Source organism: Clostridium sp. AN503, from assembly GCF_040719375.1.
Lineage (GTDB): Bacteria > Bacillota > Clostridia > Lachnospirales > Lachnospiraceae > Brotaphodocola.
Window position 1 is genome coordinate 1,427,333 of sequence record NZ_JBFDTP010000001.1, and the last position, 18,136, is coordinate 1,445,468.

14 protein-coding genes are annotated in these 18,136 nt (G+C 54.4%); all 14 read left to right on the top strand.

Annotation, left to right across the window (positions count from 1 at the left end):
* The 14 genes from AB1I67_RS06495 to AB1I67_RS06560 all read left to right on the top strand — a co-directional run bounded on the left by AB1I67_RS06495 (window position 1) and on the right by AB1I67_RS06560 (window position 18,070).
* Complete coding sequence (locus AB1I67_RS06495) at window positions 1–879, top strand: ABC transporter permease (protein ID WP_367028991.1); 879 nt, start codon at window positions 1–3, stop codon at window positions 877–879.
* 57 nt (window positions 880–936) lie between these two features.
* Window positions 937–2,622: an ABC transporter substrate-binding protein gene (locus AB1I67_RS06500; RefSeq protein ID WP_367028992.1), complete on the top strand. Its 1,686-nt coding sequence runs from the start codon at window positions 937–939 to the stop codon at window positions 2,620–2,622.
* Between the two features lie 16 nt (window positions 2,623–2,638).
* On the top strand, window positions 2,639–3,631 hold the full coding sequence (locus AB1I67_RS06505; protein WP_367028993.1) for an ABC transporter ATP-binding protein: 993 nt from the start codon (window positions 2,639–2,641) through the stop codon (window positions 3,629–3,631).
* A complete protein-coding gene (locus tag AB1I67_RS06510; RefSeq protein WP_367028994.1) occupies window positions 3,624–4,607 on the top strand; it encodes an oligopeptide/dipeptide ABC transporter ATP-binding protein in 984 nt (327 codons plus the stop codon). The genes AB1I67_RS06505 and AB1I67_RS06510 overlap by 8 nt, the downstream gene beginning before the upstream one ends.
* Window positions 4,608–4,645: 38 nt before the next feature.
* Entirely contained in the window at window positions 4,646–5,764 is a 1,119-nt protein-coding gene (locus tag AB1I67_RS06515) for a Xaa-Pro peptidase family protein (protein ID WP_367028995.1), read from the top strand.
* A gap of 31 nt (window positions 5,765–5,795) precedes the next feature.
* Window positions 5,796–6,923: a Xaa-Pro peptidase family protein gene (locus AB1I67_RS06520; protein ID WP_367028996.1), complete on the top strand. Its 1,128-nt coding sequence runs from the start codon at window positions 5,796–5,798 to the stop codon at window positions 6,921–6,923.
* 18 nt (window positions 6,924–6,941) lie between these two features.
* The gene (locus tag AB1I67_RS06525; protein ID WP_367028997.1) at window positions 6,942–8,066 is read left to right on the top strand and encodes an aminopeptidase; all 1,125 of its coding nucleotides are present in this window, start codon (window positions 6,942–6,944) and stop codon (window positions 8,064–8,066) included.
* A complete protein-coding gene (locus AB1I67_RS06530) occupies window positions 8,063–9,481 on the top strand; it encodes a Sapep family Mn(2+)-dependent dipeptidase (RefSeq protein WP_367028998.1) in 1,419 nt (472 codons plus the stop codon). The genes AB1I67_RS06525 and AB1I67_RS06530 overlap by 4 nt, the downstream gene beginning before the upstream one ends.
* Window positions 9,482–9,801: 320 nt before the next feature.
* Window positions 9,802–10,977: an NADP-dependent malic enzyme gene (locus AB1I67_RS06535; protein WP_367028999.1), complete on the top strand. Its 1,176-nt coding sequence runs from the start codon at window positions 9,802–9,804 to the stop codon at window positions 10,975–10,977.
* Window positions 10,978–11,054: 77 nt separating this feature from the next.
* On the top strand, window positions 11,055–12,335 hold the full coding sequence (locus AB1I67_RS06540) for a 2-hydroxycarboxylate transporter family protein (RefSeq protein ID WP_367029000.1): 1,281 nt from the start codon (window positions 11,055–11,057) through the stop codon (window positions 12,333–12,335).
* A 112-nt stretch (window positions 12,336–12,447) separates the two neighbouring features.
* A complete protein-coding gene (locus tag AB1I67_RS06545) occupies window positions 12,448–14,127 on the top strand; it encodes a sensor histidine kinase (RefSeq protein ID WP_367029001.1) in 1,680 nt (559 codons plus the stop codon).
* Complete coding sequence (locus tag AB1I67_RS06550) at window positions 14,115–14,810, top strand: response regulator (protein WP_367029002.1); 696 nt, start codon at window positions 14,115–14,117, stop codon at window positions 14,808–14,810. Before AB1I67_RS06545 ends, AB1I67_RS06550 begins: the two co-directional genes overlap by 13 nt.
* A gap of 130 nt (window positions 14,811–14,940) precedes the next feature.
* On the top strand, window positions 14,941–16,803 hold the full coding sequence (locus AB1I67_RS06555; RefSeq protein WP_367029003.1) for a flavocytochrome c: 1,863 nt from the start codon (window positions 14,941–14,943) through the stop codon (window positions 16,801–16,803).
* A gap of 499 nt (window positions 16,804–17,302) precedes the next feature.
* A complete protein-coding gene (locus AB1I67_RS06560; RefSeq protein ID WP_367029004.1) occupies window positions 17,303–18,070 on the top strand; it encodes a sugar phosphate isomerase/epimerase family protein in 768 nt (255 codons plus the stop codon).
* Window positions 18,071–18,136: the final 66 nt, after the last annotated feature.

Genomic DNA, 18,136 nt, shown 5'->3' on the forward strand with positions numbered 1-18,136 from the left:
ATGAACAGAAGAAAAGATAAAAAAGAGTCTTACTCCTATATGCGTGACGTGGCGGAGCGTTTCTGCCGTCACAAGGCGGCGCTTATCAGTATCTTTATCCTGGGGGCGATCGTGCTGGCTGTGTGGCTGCTTCCCCTTGTGATGGAACTGGACCCCTACACAACCAACTCCAAAGCAGTATATGCAATGCCCGGCGGCGGGCATATCCTGGGAACGGATGAGATCGGGCGGGATCTGTTTTCCCGGCTGGTGTACGGCGGCAGGACGTCCCTGATCGTGGGCGTGGTGTCTATGCTGATCAGCGTGCTGATCGGCGTGCCGCTGGGGATCCTGGCGGGCTACTACAGGGGCTGGATCGAGACGGTTATCCTGAGGATGGCGGATGTGTTTATGTCCTTTCCGTCGATCGTACTCAGCATGGTGCTGGTGTCCATTGTAGGACCGTCCATCGCGTCGGTGACGGTGGTTATCGGCATTACGGGCTGGCCGCAGTTTGCAAGGATCATCTATTCAAAGGTAATCATAACAAGGGAGATGGAGTATGTGCAGTCCGCCAGGGCCACGGGGATCCGGGACGGCCGGATCATGACCCAGTATATCCTGCCAAACGCCCTGTCTCCGGTACTGATCAACATGACGTTCCGCACCGCCCAGGCGATCCTGATGGAGGCGTCCCTAAGCTTTTTGGGACTCGGCGTAAAGCCGCCGGCAGCCTCCTGGGGGAACATCCTGCAATATGCCCAGACGATCTCCAGCCTGATGATGAGGCCGTGGATGTGGATTCCGGCAGGCGTACTGATGCTGGTCACGGTGGTCACCGTGAACTTTATCGGGGACGGGATACGGGACGCTTTAGACCCCAAATTAAAGATCCAGTAAGCATTGTATTATGAAAAAATCAAATAAGACCAAGGCGAAATAAGAAAGGAGCACTTCATGAAAAGAAGAATCAATGGAAACGCCGTGAAACGCCTGAGCGCACTTGCGCTTGCCGCCGTAATGCTTTTGACAACCGGCTGCGGAGGAAATGCGTCGTCCAAGCCGGCGCCTGATAACGGAAACAGCGTGCAGGCAGAAGGGACCGCAGAGAAAAATGCAGAGAACACTGCCTCCGGCGGTAATAAGACGGTGACGATGGCGATCATCAGCGGCGGAGATACCTTTAACCCGCTGGCGGCGGATACAAACGGCGACGATTACATGCAGCTTCTGATGTGGGACAGGCCGTTCATCACGAAGATCGACGGGACCATCGAACCGCATCTTTGTACGAAATATGAGATGGTGGACGGAAAGACCATGAGGCTTTTCATCAATGAGGACGCCATGTGGACCGACGGCAAGCCGGTCACCTCTGCGGACTTCGTATGGACAGCCCAGGCCATGACCAGTAAGAGCATCGGCGCTCCCAGAAGCTTTATCATGAAGTATCTGGAGGGGACGGATGTCTCCGGCATTGAGACCTCGGACCAGTCTGTCAAGGTGGCAGCCGTGGATGACAAGACCGTGGACTTTTTCTTTAAAAATGAGATTGACCCGGAGATGTTTATCCAGATGTTCAATTTGAATTTCCTGACCCTGCCGAGCCATTGCTTTGAGGGAGTTGCATTCGCGGATGTGAACAGCAGCGATTTCTGGAAGAACCCTGTGGGCAATGGACCCTGCATCTATAAGTCCATGGTACAGGATGAGCGGATCGAGTACACCGCAAACAAGGACTATTACATGGGAACCCCCGATTTTGACAATTTTGTGATCCGCATCATGCCGGCTGAAAATATGCTTGCAGGCCTGATGTCCGGAGAGATCGATCTGGTAGCTGGCGGCTCCAACAACCTGCCGACCGCCGACTGGGAACTGGCAAAGGCGCAGGCAAACCTGGTATGCGAGGCGGCGGTAGGCCCTGGATATTATAACCTCTGCATCAACCAGCAGAGAGACTATCTGACACCTGAGGTATGCCAGGCTATGGAGATGGCGATCGACAAGCAGGCGATCTCCGACGCGATCTTTGCAGGGCAGGCGGAGCCGGCGGATTCCTGGCTGCCGAAGGCAAGCCGGTATTACAACCCGGAAGTGGAGAAGATGAACCAGTATGATCCGGAAGCGGCAAGAAAACTCCTTGAGGAATCCGGCTGGGACTTCAACCGGGAGCTGCATCTTCTCGGCAATTCCAACCCGCAGAGGATCCCGATCATCGAGATGATCCAGCAGAACCTGGAGGGGATCGGCTTTAAAGTGAACTTAGAGACCGCAGATACCGCAACCTGCGTAGCCAAGCTTTCCGGCGGCGAGGTGGATGTGGGCATCATGGGAACCGCGGGGACTCTGGACCCGGACAATGCAGCGATCAACTTTACCGTAGGCGGGCCGTTCTGCTTTGCGAATATTTCGGACAAGACCTGGAACGACGCGGTGGATGCAGGCGCTTCTGCACCGTCCTTTGAAGCGCGGAAGGCTGTCTACGACGACCTTCAGGTACGGATCAAGGAAGAAGTCCCGTATATCTATCTGTATTTCTCTCCTGAGTTCGTAGCCTACAATAAGAAGCTGGTCAATATTGATATTACTGATTTCTTCCAGTTGCAGTATTCTGTATGGGATTGGAAGGTAGCTGAGTAAAGATAAGAGGTGGAGTATGGAGCCATTGTTAAAGGTTGAAAATTTAGTGACATGCTTTGAAACAAAAAAAGGTACGGTTCGGGCTATAGACGGCGTCAGCTTTGAAGTGGAGGCGGGCAGGATCCTTGGTATCGTGGGAGAGTCCGGCTGCGGCAAAAGCGTGACCGCCCTTTCCATCATGCGTCTGCTGCCCGACCAGTTGGGGAAGATCGCAAATGGCTCCATTCTCCTGGATGAGAAAGACATAACGAAGCTGAGTGAGAGGGAGATGGTAAAGATCCGGGGTAATAAGATCGCCATGATCTTCCAGGACCCCATGACCTCTCTGGATCCGGTTATGACGATCGGCAGACAGCTGGAGGAGACAATCCTGGCCCATGAAAAGATGAGCCGGAAGGAGGCCTCCGAAAAAGCGCTGGAAATGCTCCGCAAGGTAAATATCCCCATGCCGGAATACCGGATGAAGGAGTATTCCCACCAGCTATCCGGAGGGATGAGGCAGCGGATCATGATCGCTATGGGGCTTTTGTGCAGCCCGTCGCTCCTGATCGCAGATGAGCCGACCACGGCGCTGGATGTGACGATCCAGGCCCAGATCCTGGATCTTATGAAGAAGCTGAGGGAGGATTTCAACACGGCGATCATCCTGATCACACACGACATGGGCGTGGTGGCAGATATGGCGGATGATATCCTTGTGATGTATGCGGGGCGGGTGATGGAGCATGCGGCAGCGCTGGAGCTGTTTCAAAAGCCGCTTCATCCCTACACGAAAGCCCTCTTAAAGTCCATACCGAGGCTGGACAAAGAGGTGGACATGCTCCATTCCATCAAGGGATCGGTGCCGAGCCCCTACGATATGCCCAAAGGCTGCAAGTTCTGCGACAGATGCGAGTGCGCAGTGGAAAAATGCAGGGACCAGGAACCGGAGCTGATTGATGTGGGCGGACATAAGGTGAGGTGCTGGCTGTATGAAGATTCCGCAAAAGGAGGCGCAAAGGATGAATGACAGGACGGAAGCGCTGATAACGATCCAGGGCTTGAAGAAATATTTTAATGCCAGAAACGCGTTTGGCGAAAAGAAGGGCAGGGTCTATGCGGTGGATGACATCAACCTTGACATATACAGGGGAGAGACCATTGGCCTGGTGGGGGAGTCCGGCTGCGGAAAATCCACGCTGGGGCGGACCATCCTGCGCCTGACTGACGCCACGGAGGGCGCGGTCCATTTTAGCGGCAGGGATATCAACTGCCTGAAAAAAGAAGACCTGCGCCAGATGCGCAGACATATGCAGATGATCTTCCAGGATCCCTACAGTTCCTTAAATCCGCGTATGACGGTGATGGAGATCATCCGTTCCCCGTTAGATGCGTTCCGTATTGGGACAAAAGACGAGCGGGAGGAAAAGGTTCTGGAGATCATGAAAAAGGTCGGGCTGGGAGAACAGCACCTTTTTCGTTATCCCCATGAGTTTTCCGGCGGTCAGAGGCAGCGGGTGGTCATTGCAAAGGCGTTGATCTTAAACCCGGAATTCGTTGTGGCGGATGAACCGGTATCGGCGCTGGACGTATCGGTCCGTTCCCAGATCTTGAATCTGATGAAGGAACTGCAGAGCGAGTTTAATTTCACCTGTATGTTTATCTCTCATGATCTGAGCGTGGTAAAGCATATCAGCAACCGGGTGGCAGTGATGTATCTGGGGAAGATCGTGGAGCTGACCGGCAAGACGGAGCTTTATAAAAATCCGAGCCATCCGTACACAAAGGCGCTCATGTCAGCCATACCGATCCCGGACGCCGCAGTGAAGGTGAAACGCCAGATCCTGACAGGTGATGTGCCAAGCCCTTATGATCCGCCGTCTGGATGCCGGTTCCATACCAGGTGTCCCCATGCGTCTGAGAGGTGCAGGGCGGAGGTTCCGGCGCTCCATGATATTGGCGGCGGACATCTGGTGGCGTGCCATCTGTACAGTGGGGTCAAATAAAACAGAAGGATCGCGGTGCGGTCGGAAGGGAGCCGGGGATGAAGGGAAAGGAAATGTCAGTTTTCTCTGGCAGGATTGAGGCTGTCAGGAGCAGGATGAGGGAGAATGGCATCAGCCTGCTGATGCTTGTCCCGTCCTCTTATATGAAGTATATGACCGGCTATTCCATCCGGGGGGATGAACGGTTTTTGGCATTTATCATGCCGGCAAAAGGCCCGTGCCTGGCTGTGGGGAATATCCTCTATAAACAGCAGATGGAGGGGCTCCCCGCAGAAGAATTCCTCTACTGGAAGGATGGCGGAGATGCCATGGAGATGGTAAAGCGTGAATTGGAGCGCAGAGGGATTGATACAGAGGAGATTGCCATAGATCCCGGTATGCCGGCGCTGTTCACCCTGGAGCTTCTAAAGCATTTTCCGGACAGCAGGCTGGTGAGCGCGGCGCCGCTTATGGACCCGCTGAGGGTCTGCAAGGATGAGACAGAGCGGGAGGCGATGCGGGAGGCATGCAGGCGGGCAGATATAGCTCTTGAAAGAACCATTGGGGACGGTGTCTGCTGGCTGGGCCGCAGCGAGGAGGAATTCCTGGCAAAGCTGGTCTATGAGATGACGAAGCTGGGGATCCAGAACGGGGCGGCCTGCGTATGCACCGGGGAAAATGCCGCCGTGCCCCACCATCATACAGGGAAAAGCCGGATTACAAAAGGAAAATGCCTGCTGGTGGATTTTGGCGGGGACTACGAAAACTACAATACGGATATGACCAGGAACTTTTACTTTGGCACGCCGCCGGAGGAGTATGTAAAGGTGTACCGGATTGTGCTTGAGGCCCAGGAGAAAGGCAAACAGGCGGCAGCGGCCGGCGGTTATATGCAGGATATAGACCGGGCGGTGCGCGGTCATATTACAGCCTGCGGTTACGGGGAGTATTTTACCCACCGGACAGGGCATGGTATCGGCATAGACTGTCATGAGGGGCCGTCTGTTGTGGAGGGGGAGTTTACCAGGCTGGCTGTGGGAATGGCTTTTTCCATTGAGCCGGGCATCTATCTTCCGGGGAAGTTTGGCGTGCGGATCGAGGATCAGATCCTGATGACTGAAAAAGGGCCGGAGACGCTTCACCACTATCCCCTGGAACTTCAGATCATCCCCTGCTGATAAATGGACTGCCAGAAAGAAGGATGGAAAGATGGATTATGATTACAGCAGCCGGATCAGGCGCGTCTGTTTTGAAATGAAGCTGCGGGGGATCGATGTGCTTGTGCTCACTCCCTGTTCTGATATGAAATACTTGATCGGCTATGAGCATCCGCAGGACGATAAGCTCCTGTTTCTTGTGGTCTTGGGAGACGGCGGCTCCTTTGTGATCCACAACCGTCTTCATGATATTGATCCGGAGCGGACGCCTGTGGAGCTGGTGATATCTTATGCGTATAAAGAAGATCCGGTACAGATGCTCTGTGCAGAATTAAAGCGCAGGGGGATCCGGGTGAGAACGGCAGCCATGAACAGGACCATGCCGGTGTTTCCTGCTCTCCGCCTGAAAGAGAACTGGCCGGAGGCAGCGCTTACCGATGCAGAGGAGCTTACGGCGCCTCTCCGGGCCATAAAGGATGAGGATGAGATGGAAGCTGCCCGGGAGGCGTGCAGGAGAGCGGAGGAAGCGCTCAGGATCTGTATGGAAAAAGGCGCTTACTGGGTGGGAAAGACCGAGCAGCAGCTGGAAGCCGGTCTTCTTTATGAGATGGGGAACCTGGGGCTGCGCCGCAATGCGGCCAGCGTGTGTTTTGGAGAGAACGCGGCATTTCCCCATCATCATCCCGACAGTACGATGATCACTTATGGGAAACCACTGCTCATAGACTTCGGGGCGGAGTACGGATTTTTGAATACGGATATGACCAGGATGTTTTTCTTCGGCGAGCCGGACGCGGAATACCAAAAGCTTTACCAGGTGGTGAAGGAAGCAGAGCGGCGCGGGATCGAGGCGGCGGTGTGCGGAAACACTTTGCAGGAGCTTGACCGGGCCGTGAGGGAATACCTGGAGCAGGAAGGCTATGGAAGATATTATATCCACAGGACCAGCCACGGCGTGGGCCTGGACTGCCATGATTATCCGAAGATCCCGGTGGACGGGGAGACTACGATTCAGGACGGTATGATGTTTTCTGTGGAGCCGGGCGTTTATTTCCCTGGAAAATACGGGATCCGGATCGAAGACCAGATCCTGATGAAGGATGGGAGAGCTGAGGCGCTCCATTCCTTTACTAAGGATCTGACTGTGATCAGGCCGGGCAGGGGGCTGTGCAAATATTAGATGCGGGGGTGTGGATACATGAAGGATTCAAGAATTGAAAGGATGGCACGACAGGTGGTCGAATATTCTGTCCATCTGAAGCCGGGAGAAAAGGTGCTGATCGATGTGTGGGATGAGGCATATGATTTTGCTGCCGCCCTTATGGACGCGGCACAGAAGGCGGGGGCTTATCCCTACTTAAATCTCCAGTCCATGGCTTTAAACCGCCGGATGATCATGGCTTCCACAGAGGAATCCATGGAAGCCTGGTACCGGTATGAAAATTACCGAATGGAAGATATGGACGCCTATATTGTGGTGAGGAAGAATAACAACATCAGGGTCTATGAGGGGATCCCGGCAGGGCAGATGAAGCTCTACAATCAATATTACGGAAAGCTTCATTACGGCACCCGGCTGGTAAAGACAAAGTGGTGCGTGCTCCGCTATCCCAATGATTCCTTTGCCCAGACCGCAGGGATGAGCACAGAGGCGCTGGAAGACTTTTTCTTTGACACCTGCTGTCTGAACTACAAAAGGATGAATGAGCTGGCAGCCCCATTAAATGAATTGATGATGAGGAGTGACCGGGTTGAGATCAGGGCGCCGGGGACGGAGCTTTCGTTCTCTGTTAAAGGATGCTGTAAACCGTCGGCCTGCGGCATATTCAATATTCCATGCGGGGAGACCGGGATGCCCATCATCCCGGAATCTGCCAATGGCTGTATTTCCTATAACCTGCCGTCCTTTTTCCAGAATACCCTGTTTGAGGGTATCCGGCTGACTTTAAAGGACGGGATCATCACGGAGGCGGTATCCAGTCACCAGGAGCGGATGGACCAGATCCTGGACACCGATGAGAACGCCCGGCGCATCGGCGAGTTTGCCATGGGATTTAACCCCTATATTACAAGGCCGGTCCAGGATACCCTGTTTGATGAAAAAATGGCTATGAGTATGCATTTTACGCCCGGCAACGACAGCATCTATAACCCGAGTGCGATCCACTGGGATATGGTCACGTCCCATGATAAAAAGATGGGCGGTGGAGAGATCTATGTTGACGGCGTGCTGATCCGCAAGGACGGCCTGTTCGTACTGGATGAGCTGAAGCAGTTGAACCCGGATAACCTGAAACGAGAATTGGAGAAGGCGGCATTATGATGGAAAACAAGGAATTCCAGGCCAAGATTGACCTGTGGATCGAAGAAAACAAGGAACAGATGATCGCGGATGCCATAGAGCTGGTAAAGATACGGAGCGTCAGCAGCAGGGGAGAGGGCGGATATCCCTATGGGACCGGCTGCGCAAAGGTGCTGGAAGCGGCGCTGGCTATGGCGGAGCGGATGGGATTTGAGGTGGAAAACAATGATTATTATTCCGGCGCCGCGTACATGCCGGGAAAAACAGACCGCCAGCTTGGTATGTTCGGACATCTGGATATCGTACCGGAGGGGGATCTGGCAAATTGGGATTTTGACCCCTATGAGCCGGTGTTTAAGGACGGTTATATCCTGGGCCGGGGCTCCAGCGACAACAAATGCCCGGCGGTAGCGTCCCTTTATACCATGAAATGCATCCGGGATCTGGGGGTTCCCATGGATCATACGGTACTGATGTATTTTGGATGTGAGGAGGAAGCCGGCATGAGTGATATCGTCCATTTCCTCCAGCATCATGAAGCGCCTGAGTTCTCATTTACTTCGGATGGAAGATACTCTCTCTGCCATGGGGAAAAGGGGATTTTGACAGCGGAACTGACGACGGATGTAAGCGGAAGCAATCTGGTCGGCCTTGAAGGCGGGCAGGCGTCCAATATGGTGCCGGACTACGCAAAAGCGGTGATACGGGGCGCGGCCTGTGAGATACTTAAAAAGGCAGTGCCTGATGACTTTAAAGTGACGGACAACGGGGACGGCACCGTGACGGTGGAGGCGGCAGGGACCGCTGCCCATGCGGCGTTCCCGGAAGGCAGCGAGAGCGCCATCCAGAAGCTGGCTTCCGGTCTTGCTGCCGCCGGGATTTTAGACGAAAAAGGGCAGCAGGCCGTAAAATTCCTTTCGGAGGGCTTCCGGGATTATTATGGGACCGGTCTGGGAATTGATTTTGAGGATGATATTGTGGGGAAGACCACTGCTGTGGGAGGCGCTGTTTCTGTGAAGGACGGCAGGCTGATCCAGCTTTTGAATGTCCGGTATGCGTTGAAGGCTGACAGCGGAGCGATGATCCGCAGTCTGCATGATACATGCAGGGCTTATGGTTTTGAGGTGGAGAATCTGAAAAATGACCCGCCCATGTACGTGAGCCTGGATGACCCCTGTGTAAAGCTCCTCCACGAGACTGCTAACAGGTATCTGGACGGAACCTACCAGCCATATGTGATGGGCGGCGGGACTTATGCGAGAAAGATCCCCCGTGCGGTGGCATACGGGCCTACAACCAGAAAGATTGATGCTGTGGACCCTCTTGAGTATGGAGAAGGCCACCAGCCCAATGAGGGGATGAAGCTGTCGGATATGACCACGGGGATCCGTATTTATGTGAATGCATTGCTTGGTTTAGACGAACTGTTAAAGTAGAAAAGGATAGAAAATAATTGAAAATAAGCTTTTTATAAAACGCTCTCTTTTGAAGGACAGGGGATATGTTGGCCCCCGCTCTCTCGAAAGAGGGCATTTTTATGTTTGTCCCCTCTTCGCCCTGATTGTGCCTCCAAACGGAATAGTATATTCTTTCATGTTATTCTGTATAACGATGACAATAAAACTGATAATATTTTGTCAATTATTTATAAAGTTACAAAACTTTTAGAATAGATACACAATCTGGGAAATCTCCCGCAAATTCCTTATAATCAAGCCATATCAACCAAGAAAACGAAAAATTAGGAGGGAATGTTATGGACTACAACGCACTGAGCCTGAACATGCACGAGGAGCATCAGGGAAAGATCGGGATTGTCTCAAAGGTATCTGTGAAAAACCGGGAGGATTTAAGCACAGCCTACACGCCGGGGGTGGCGGAGCCGTGCAGGAGGATCCACGCGAAGAAAAGCGACGTGTACCGCTACACCGCCAAGAAGAACCTGGTGGCTGTTGTGACCGACGGCACGGCGGTGCTGGGGCTGGGGGATATCGGGCCGGAAGCAGCCATGCCGGTGATGGAGGGAAAGGCGATCCTGTTCAAGGAATTTGCGGATGTGGATGCGTTTCCGATCTGCCTGGATACGAAGGATACAGAGGAGATCATCGAGACCGTAAAACGGATCGCGCCCGGGTTTGGCGGCATCAATCTGGAGGATATCTCAGCTCCGAGATGCTTTGAGATCGAGCGGCGGCTGAAGGCGGAGCTGGATATCCCGGTGTTCCACGACGACCAGCACGGCACGGCGATCGTGGTGGCGGCAGGGCTTTTAAATGCCTTAAAGCTGGTGGGAAAGACCATGGAGCAGGCAGGTATCGTCATCAACGGCGCAGGTTCCGCAGGTATTTCCATCTGCAAGCTGCTCCTGCAGTTTGGAGCGGGGAATGTGGTCCTGGTGGACCGGCAGGGAGCGGTGGCTGAGGAGGAGGACTGGCTCAACAGCGCCCAGCGTGATATGGCAAAGATCACCAACCGGGACAAGGAGCGGGGGCCGTTAGCCGAGATCATGAAGGGGAAGGACGTGTTCATCGGAGTATCCGCCCCCAATGTAGTGACGGCAGAGATGGTTTCCACGATGAACCCGGATGCGATCGTATTTGCCATGGCAAACCCGGTGCCGGAGATCATGCCGGAGGAGGCCAAAAAGGGCGGCGCCAGGGTGATCGCCACCGGGCGCAGCGACTATCCGAACCAGATCAACAACGTGCTGGTGTTCCCCGGGATCTTCCGCGGTGCGCTGGATGCGCTGGCGACCGATATCACTGAGGAGATGAAGCTGGCGGCGGCAAAGGCGATCGCAGCGATTGTGAAGGATGAGGAGCTGACAGAGGATTACATTATCCCGGGTGCATTCAATCCGGATGTGGCGAAGGCCGTTGCGGAGGAAGTGAAGAACGTGGCTAAGGAAATGGGGATCACGAAAGAAATCTGATGAGGGAAATGCATTTTCCGGGGAGGACCGTCCGGAGGGAGACGGCTCCCTGGAAATGGTGCAGGAAAGGGGAAAATATGGGGAAAAGTATCAGAGAATTTGAAATTATGGGGATATCACTGCCGGTCTATCTGCTGATCACGGCGCTGACAGGTTTTGTTATGATGATGGGCTGGATGCCCAAGGGGATGATCGGGGCATTTGCGGTCATGATGGTGTTTGGAGGGCTGTTCAATGCGGTCGGCAATAACCTTCCGATCGTAAAGACGTACCTGGGCGGCGGGGCCATTGTCTGCATCTTCGCTGCAGCCGCTATGGTGACATTTGGGCTGATCCCCGATGCGGTGGTGGAAAATGTGGATACGTTTATGAATACCACAGGATTTTTGAATTTCTATATTGCGGCGTTGATCACGGGGAGTATCCTGGGAATGAACCGCACGCTGCTTCTGCGGGCGGCGGTCCGGTTCCTGCCGGTGGCGCTGTGCGCGATGACCATGGCGATCCTTGCAGTGGGCGTGGTCGGTATGGTTATGGGATATGGATTTTCTGAAGCGGTGATGTATGTGGCGATCCCGATGATGGGCGGCGGCATGGGCGCCGGTGTGGTGCCGCTCTCCGGCATGTATGCGGAGGCGCTGGGACAGGATTCTTCTATTATCATCTCCCGGATGATCCCGGCGTCCACGCTGGGAAATGTGACGGCGATCATAGGCGCGGGGCTTCTGGCAAAGCTTGGCGAGGTGAAGCCCGCTCTTTCTGGAAATGGGAAGCTGATGCGGAAAGAGACAGAGGATATGAAGGACAGCGCCATGCTCCCGGTGGGCGTCCAGATGATGGGGATCGGGATGGTGCTGGCCTTAAGCTTCTACCTGATCGGTACGATCATAGGCAAGCTGGTACCTGCGATCCACACCTATGCGTGGATGATCATTATGGTGGCGCTCTCCAAGGCGCTGGGTGTTATCCCGTCCAAGTTTGAACAGGCGGCGAAACAGTGGAGCAGCTTTGTCATGGGCAACTGGACCCAGGCGCTCCTGGTGGGGATCGGTATTTCCATGATCGATCTGGTGGCAGTGGCGGAGGCATTTTCCATTACCTATCTGATCCTGGTGCTGGTGGTGGTCGGCGGCGTGGCCCTGGGAGCGGGGATCGGCGGATATCTGGTGGGCTTTTATCCCATCGAGTCGGCCATCACCGCGGGGCTTTGCACCACCAATATGGGCGGGACCGGCGATATCGCGGTTTTGTCGGCGGCGCACCGGATGGAGCTTCTGCCGTTTGCGCAGATATCCACCAGGATCTGCGGGGCGCTGATCCTGATCGTGGCAAGCGTGCTGGTGAAGGTTTTGCTGTAACGGAGCAGGCTGCGGCTGGATCAGGGCTGAATGTGGATTAATTCCTTGCAAACGTGTCTGGCGCATATTAGAATAGAGATAACAGAGTTTGTGGCGCAGGGAAGGAATTGGAATGGGTCAGAAGATTGCAAAGCAGGGGGCGGCAAAACAGAACAATACCAAACAGAAGACCATCGAGCAGAGGCTGTATCATACCTACGGGCTGGGGGTGTTTCTGATGATCCTGGTATCGGTAGGGATTACCCTGTATTACAGCATTGCGTGGCAGCAAAACCAGATGGATCAGTCCATTTCCAGCATGGCGGCAGTGCTGGGGCAGATGCCGATGGTGGCGGAGACGCTTAAGGGGCGTGCGGCCCCGGAAGAACTGGTTGACTATCTGGAGCATGTGAGGGAAGTTTCCGAGAATCTGGATGTGGTCACGGTCTGCGATGCGGACAGTATCCGTATCTATCACCCGGATAAGAGCCGGATCGGGCAGAGATTTGTGGGCGGTGACGAGGCGGCGATCCTTGCAGGAGCAGATCCGTATATTACGGATGGGACCGGGACCCTGGGACACCAGCGCCGCGCGTTTTATCCGGTGAGGGATGATGAGGGGACGATCATAGGCTTTGTGATGGCGTCTGTGCTGACAGAGAGCATCCGCCAGATGCGCAACCGGATCCTTTTGGTGTTTGCTGCCCTGTCCCTGCTTCTTTTGGGCGTGGGAGCAGTACTGACCAACCGCACCATGGGACATCTGAAACGCCTTCTGATGGGGTATAAGCCGGAGGAATTTGTCACCCGGTACGTGGAGCGCAGTGAGGTGATGGATGCGCTGGATGAAGGGCTCATCGCGGTGAACCCGGATGCGGAAGTGATCATGATGAATAAGTCTGCCAGGGAAATGCTGGGCTTGGATGATGCGCGGCGGATCGAAGGGGAGAAGCTTACGGATCTGTATCCGGATTCCAAACTGCCGGAGGTTATGAAGACCGGGCAGGCCCAGTACAATGCCTCCATGGTGTTGGGCGGAAACCATATTTTGAACAGCCGGATCCCGCTTCTGGAGCATGGGCGGATCGCAGGGGCCATATCCATTTACCGGGACAAGACGGAGGTCATGAAGCTGGCGGAGGAGCTGACCGGGGCCAGGGATATGTTGGAAACCCTGCGGGCCTTCAACCATGAGTTTATGAACAAGCTGCACGTGATCCTGGGTTACCTGCAGCTTGGGGAATATGACACGGCCATGGACTACATCACCAACACCACGCTGGTGTCCAGCCAGGCGGTGCGGGAGGTGACCAACCAGATCACGGTTTCCCATATATCGGCGCTGGTCATCGGGAAAATGATGCGGGCAAGTGAACTGGGGATCCGGCTGAAGCTGAAAAACGGAAGCCACTGTTCTTCTGAGGAATTGACGCTTCCGGTTGATCATTATGTGACGATCATCGGCAACCTGGTGGAGAATGCCATAGAGGAGTTGAACGCCCACAATTATCTGGTTAAGGAGATCGAGCTTGGGGTCTACTGTGACCGGGAGGGGGCCGTCATTACCTGTGAGGATACCGGCGGCGGGATTCCCGATGAGATCCGGGCGCAGATGTTTGAGCGGGGCATTTCCACGAAAGGAGAGGGGCGGGGGACCGGCCTGCCGTTGGTGATGAGCCTTGTAAAACAGAACCGGGGAGAGATCTCCGTGGATACGGAGGATGGAGAAGGCACCTGTATCACGGTCAGTTTTGTGACAAAAGAGGAGACGCCGGACGAATCCGGGAAAGGAGAGGGCGCATGTATCGGGTAATTATTGTGGAGGACGATCCCATGGTCGGTTCCATCAACCGGAAGTATGTAGATATGAACCCGCAGTTTAAAGTGATGGGGGTTTTTAAAAATGGGAAAGAGGGGCTCCAGTATGTGCGGAAATACCCGGTGGACCTGGTCATTCTGGACTATTACATGCCGCTTATGAATGGGATGGAGTTTATCAGCCAGATGAAGAGGCTGGAGCGGCGGCCGGAGGTGATCATGGTGACAGCCGCCAATGAGGCGGAGACGGTGAGGCAGCTTTTGGGAGCAGGTATTGTGGATTATCTGGTGAAGCCCTTTGAATATGCCAGGTTTGAGCGTGCACTGGAGGCTTTTTCCGGCAGGCAGGAGCTTCTGGCTGCGTCGGCTGACGGCATGAGCCAGCGGGAGATCGACAGCATTTTAAAAGGTGGGAACGCAGACAGTAAGCGCCCGGCCCGGATGCAGAAGGGGCTTCAGGAGCAGACCTTAGAGACGGTCCGGCAGTATATGCGGGAGAACCCGGATAAAGAGTTCACCAGTGAGGAGATCGCCGAACAGGTCCACCTTTCCCGGGTGACGATCAGACGTTATGTAAACTATATGCTGGAGACCCATGAGATCGCCAGCGACATTGACTACCGCACCGGTGGAAGACCGTCGATCAAATACCGTTATATCCGCCGGGACGGAGTATGATATTGCCATGAACAATAGTTACAAAAGCCGGAGTTTACAGGCATTTCATTGACATTAAATTAACGATGTGATAGACTATTGCTGCTAATGGCAACAAGAACTTTAATTTCAATCATGGGAGGAAAATGAAATGAGAAAATCAGGCAGAAAACTGATGTCTGTTGCAGTTGCAGCAGCTATGGTTTTATCCCTGGCAGCATGTGGCGGCAAGACAGCCGATACAACCACGGCAGCTACCACTGAGGCAGCTACTGAGGCGACCACAGCAGCGGAGTCCACAGAAGCGGAGACCGAGGCAGCTAAGGCAGAGAACCAGCAGGCAGACATCGTGGTGATCGGTGCAGGCGGCGCAGGTATGACCGCAGCGATCCAGGCCGTGCAGGACGGCGCAACCGATGTGGTTGTTCTGGAGAAGATGCCGATCACGGGAGGCAATACCACCCGTTCCACCGGCGGCTTAAATGCATGTGCAACTACATACCAGGAAGCAGACGGCATCGAGGATTCCGTGGAGCTGTTCGTGGAAGACACCATGAAGGGCGGCAAGGAGTTAAATGATAAAGAACTGGTTACTGTAATGGCTGAGAATTCCGCAGCAGCAGTTGACTGGGTAAATGAGATCGGCGGCGATTTAAGCGTGGTAGGCATGTTCGGCGGAGCAAGCGTAAAGCGTATCCACAGACCGTCCGACACCTCCGCAGTGGGCCCGATGTTAGTGAAGACCCTCAATGCGAAGATGGAGGAACTGAACATCCCGGTTCTCTTAGAGACCACCGCAAAGCAGATCCTGGTGAACGACAAGGGCGCCGTATCCGGCGTGGTTGCTGTTGACAAGGACGGCAATGAGATGACGATCGACTGTACCGCAGTGATCCTGGCTACCGGCGGTTTTGGCGCCAATGCGCAGATGGTAGAGGAGTACAAGCCTGACTTAAAGGGCTTTGGCACCACCAACCATGCAGGCGCGACCGGCGACGGTATTGCCATGGCAAAGGAGCTGGGCGCAGCATTTGTTGATATGGATCAGGTTCAGACCCACCCGACCGTAAACCCGGAGACCCAGACCATGTACACCGAGGGCGTGCGCGGCAACGGTGCGATCCTGGTGAACAAAGAAGGCAAACGTTTTGTAAATGAGCTGGAGACCCGTGACGTGGTATCTGCAGCTATCCTGGAGCAGACCGACGGGGAATGCTATATGGTATTTGATCAGGCCGTAAGAGACAGCTTGTCTGCTATCGAGTCCTACATCAAAGCAGGTATTGTGAGTGAGGCTGAGACTCCGGAGGAGTTAGGCGAGGCGATCGGCATTGACGGCGCAGCTCTGGCAGAGACCTTGAGCATCTATGCAGGTTATCAGGAGAGCGGCAAGGATGATGACTTCGGCCGTGAGAGCATGGAGCTTCCGCTGACCGAGCCGAAATACTACGCAGCTCTGTGCGCGCCGGCGATCCATCACACCATGGGCGGCGTGAAGATCAATACCAGCTGTGAAGTCTTAAAAGAGGATGGAAACGCGGTCGCAGGTCTGTTCGCAGCAGGTGAGATCACCGGAGGCGTTCACGGCGCAAACCGTCTGGGCGGCAACGCGGTGACCGATATCGTGGTATTTGGCCGTATCGCAGGTACTTCTGCTGAGGATTATGTTATGGCAAACGGCGGGCATACTGAGGCTGAGATCACCGCGGGCGGCGATGAGGCGGCAGCAGCGCCGGAGGCTCAGGGTAATTATAAGGATGGCGTGTATGAAGGTACCGGTAAGGGCAACAATGGCGACATCAAGGTAGAAGTGAAGGTTGAGGGCGGCAATATTACCGCGATCACCTTGAAGGAGCACGGCGAGACCGAGGGTATCTATGAGGCGGCTGAGAAAAATGTTGTTGCTGACATCATTAAGACTCAGAACGCAGAGGTAGATGCAGTGTCCGGAGCGACCAATACCAGCAATGGTATTATGGAAGCGGTGGCGAATGCTCTTAAGGATGCTAAGTGAGTTTGCCTGGATAGCGGAGTAGAGAAACGTCCGTGTATGGGCGCAGGGATTGGTGAAACGAAGCGCAGCGGCTGTTTGTCGTCGGCGGGAAACACTAACCTTCCTGCAATATAAAAACCGGGGCACCGGTGACAGTCGGCGGGAAATCCTGATGGATTTCCCGCCTCCGCGTCACCTCTCGGCCTGACGTTGTGCGTCAGGCCGAGTCCCCGGTTTTTTTATTGCAGGAAGCTAAGTGTTTCTAAGCCTCCGCAAGATGCCGCTGCGCTTTCGTTTCACCAATCCCTGCGCCCATACACGGACTGTGCTCTGGCTGCGCTGGGGAGGAAAAGCGAAAAGAAAAAATGGAATGTTGGAAGGTTATGTAAATTATGTAAATCTGCCTGGGGTATTGACGGGGATTTTGGAAAGGGATATAGTTTTAGGCATATGAGGTTAGGGGTGTTGAGGGGATGTAAAAGTTTACAGGGGAATGTAAAAAGATGAGGAGGGTGCAGGTGTGAAATTTGGGGTGAGTTCTTATGTCTGGGTGTCTCCGTTTTCTAATGATACGATCGGACAGTTGAGGCATGCTAAGGATCTGGGGTTTGATATTTATGAGATTGGGGTGGAGGAGCCGGGGGCGTTTGATCCGGTTCTTGTGAGGCGGGAGGCTGACCGGGTGGGGATACAGGTGAACGTCTGCGGGGCTTTTGGGATGGAACGGGATATCAGCTCGGATAATCCGGATTATCGGGATACTGGGATGGCTTATATCAGGACTTTGATCGATATGGCGTCTATACTGGGGTCGCCTTATGTGGCGGGGCCGATGTATGCCGCCACTGGCAGGACGCGGCTTGCGTCTGGAGAGGAACGGGAACGGCAATGGGCTTATGTGGTTGGGAATGTCAGGGAGCTTGCAGGGTATGCTGCTTCTAAGGGCGTCAGGCTGGCGCTGGAGGTCCTGAACCGGTTTGAAACGGATTTTCTGAATACGGTTGAGCAGGGAAACCGGCTGTTGGATGATATTGGCTGTGATAACGTGGGATTTTTGCTGGATACGTTTCATATGAATATTGAGGAGAAGGACTTGGGACAGGCGATCAGGATGGCGGGTGACAGATTGTTTGATTTCCACGCGTGTGCGAATGACAGAGGGACGCCGGGGGAGGATCATCTGGACTGGGGAGAGATCGCCAGGGCGGTTTCTCTGTGGAGGCCGCTGGCTGCCAGCCAGGATGCGCTGGCTTTGGAGGGGCTTCGATTCCTTAAAGAGAATTTGTGATAAGAGCGTGGTGAGCATTTGAGACCAGGTGAGATGAGCCGGGAAATACCGTTAGATGGTATTTCC